This is a genomic window from Anaerolineae bacterium (genome assembly GCA_014360855.1).
Taxonomy (GTDB): Bacteria; Chloroflexota; Anaerolineae; order JACIWP01; family JACIWP01; genus JACIWP01.
Window position 1 is genome coordinate 1 of record JACIWP010000369.1, and the last position, 2458, is coordinate 2458.

The 2458-nt window shown below is 61.4% G+C and carries 1 protein-coding gene; it reads left to right on the top strand.

Annotated features, from left to right (window positions below; genetic code table 11):
* Nucleotides 1-475 precede the first annotated feature (475 nt).
* Complete coding sequence (locus tag H5T60_14080; GenBank protein MBC7243561.1) at nt 476-2188, top strand: ABC transporter substrate-binding protein; 1713 nt, start codon at nt 476-478, stop codon at nt 2186-2188.
* Nucleotides 2189-2458 lie beyond the last annotated feature (270 nt).

Consider the following 2458-nt stretch of genomic DNA (forward strand, 5'->3'; position numbering starts at 1 on the left):
CCCCTCCCGCTGGCTTTCCTAAAAATTATAGCATAACGCTTGTACAATGCAACTCGACACGCCTAGAAGAAGCATTGAGCATATCAATTTGACAGCTTCACACATTGGGTGTATAATCTGATATATCAAATGGGCGTGCGGAAATATATACTGCTCTCCGCCGTGCATCTTGCCCGGTGGGAGCCTGCATGCCCATACAGGCCGGTCCAAGAAGTCTGGATGATACAGAGGAGACGATGGAGCACCGGAACTGTCGCCGGCTGATATCAAGGGCACAATGGCCGATTCCTCACAGCGCTCCCACTGTTGACGGAGCGCGGGCCTTTTCCTGGCCGGCCGGCGTCCGGAATTCCATCAGGCCCCTTAGTGACCTCCCCTCGACAATCCCTGTTCGTTGCGTTGCAGTGGCTTTCCCTTCGTCAGCTCACCCCTCAGGTTTCCATATATCTTCTCGCATCCAGGAAAGGAGGATACGATGAGCGAGAAAAAACTGCATCCCATCATCCAGGAGGCGCAGGAGCAACTGCGCAAGGGCCGCATCTCGCGGCGTGAGTTCATCCGCATCTCGACGTTGTTGGGCATGTCGGCGATGAGCGCGGCGGCCCTGGCGTCTTGTGCGCCGAAGGAAACGGCCACGCCGGCGCCGGCCACCAGCGCTCCGGCCGCGACGTCAGTCCCGCCGACCGCCACCAGCGCGCCGGCGGCAACGCCCACGCCGGCGGGAATGCCCGTGCGCGGCGGCACCCTGAAGGCCTCCACCCGTGTGGAGCGCGTGGACCATCCGGCCCGCTTCTCCCTGGTCAGCCAGTCGCATCCCTGGCGCCATGTCTTCGAGTACCTGACCTACATTGATGCCAAAGGCATTGCCCATCCCTACCTGCTCGAGTCGTGGGAAGCCAGCGATGACCTGCTGACCTGGAAGCTCAACCTGCGCAAGGGCATCCAGTTCAACAACGGCAAGGAGCTGACCGCCGACGATGTCGTCTTCAACTTCAACCAGTGGCTGGATGTCGACGTCGGTTCGTCCCTGCTGGGCCAGATGAGCTATCTGGATGCCTCCGGCGTGGAAAAGGTGGATGACTACACCGTCGTGCTCCACCTGAAGAATCCCTCCATCACCGTGCCGTACGACCTGTATCATTACGGCGCCATGATCGTGCCCAAGGAGTTCGAGGGCGACATCACCCGCCAGCCCATCGGCACCGGTGCGTTCACCATGGCCGAGTATGTGCCGGGCGAACGCTGCCGGCTGGTGCGCCGCGAGGGGTACTGGCGCAACGGCGCCGATGGCAAACCCCTGCCCTATCTGGACGAGATCATTATGGTCCAGTTGGGCGAGGACCCGACCGCCGGCCTGTCCGCCCTCAAGACCGGCGAGGTGGACACCGTGATCGAGCCGCCGGTGACCGTCTGGCAGGGTGTCCGGGATGACCCGAACTTCGTCATCATCTCGACCCCGACCTCGGCTACGCGTGTCCTGCGCGTGCGCGTTGACCAGGAGCCTTGGACCGACAACCGCGTGCGCCTGGCGCTCAAGTACTGCCACAATCGCGAGAAGATCCTGGCGCTGGCACTGATGGGCGAGGGCACCATCGGCAACGACAGCCATGTCGCGCCGGCCCATCCCGAGTACTGCCCGGTGGATCCCTTCCCCTATGATCCCGAGAAGGCCAAGGCGCTCCTGGCAGAGGCCGGCTATCCCGATGGCCTGGATGTGACCCTGACGGTGGTGAGCGATTGGCCCGAGACCATGGCCTATGCCCAGGCGCTCAAGGAAGATGCGGCGCCGGCGGGCTTCCGCATCACGCTCAACACCATGCCGGCGTCCCAGTTCTGGGATGGCTGGACCGAGTGGAACATGAGCGTCACCTGGTGGGCGCACCGGCCGCTGGCTATCATGACCTTGCCGCTGGCCTACATCAGCCGCGACGGCAAGCCCGTGCCCTGGAACGAGAGCCGCTGGGTAGACGCTGAGTTCGAACAGCTTCTCCAGGAAGCCCTCCGCACGCTGGATCTGGAAAAACGCCGCGAGATCATGTGCAAGCTGGAGACCATCCAGAAGGAACGCGGCTCCATCTGCACCCCGTTCTTCATGAACGTGTGGACCATCCACAGCAAGAAGGTGCACGATGTGCCGCCTTCGCCGGAAGAGTACGCTGTCTACTACGAGACTTGGAAGGAAGCATAATCTGGGATCAGCCTGCGGTGGTAGGGGCGGGGCTGTCCCGCCCCTACCATTCTGTCCAGACGCGGACGAAATGGTGTATAATAATTGGTGATGAGATCCATTTGCTTGGGTTCCAGTTATCCCGCGTGAGGGAGATACGATGATCGAAACGCATGGCTTGAGCATGACGAGTGCCCATTATGCCCGCATGGGCCGGCAAGAGTGTGAGAAAATCCATGTCGCAACCCTGGAAATCCTGGAACGGACGGGCGTCGACGTTCACGATGAAAA

What these genes read in the sequence shown, in the direction of transcription:
- H5T60_14080 (MBC7243561.1), top strand. Translation starts at nt 476, where the DNA reads ATGAGCGAGAAAAAACTGCATCCCATCATCCAGGAGGCGCAGGAGCAA.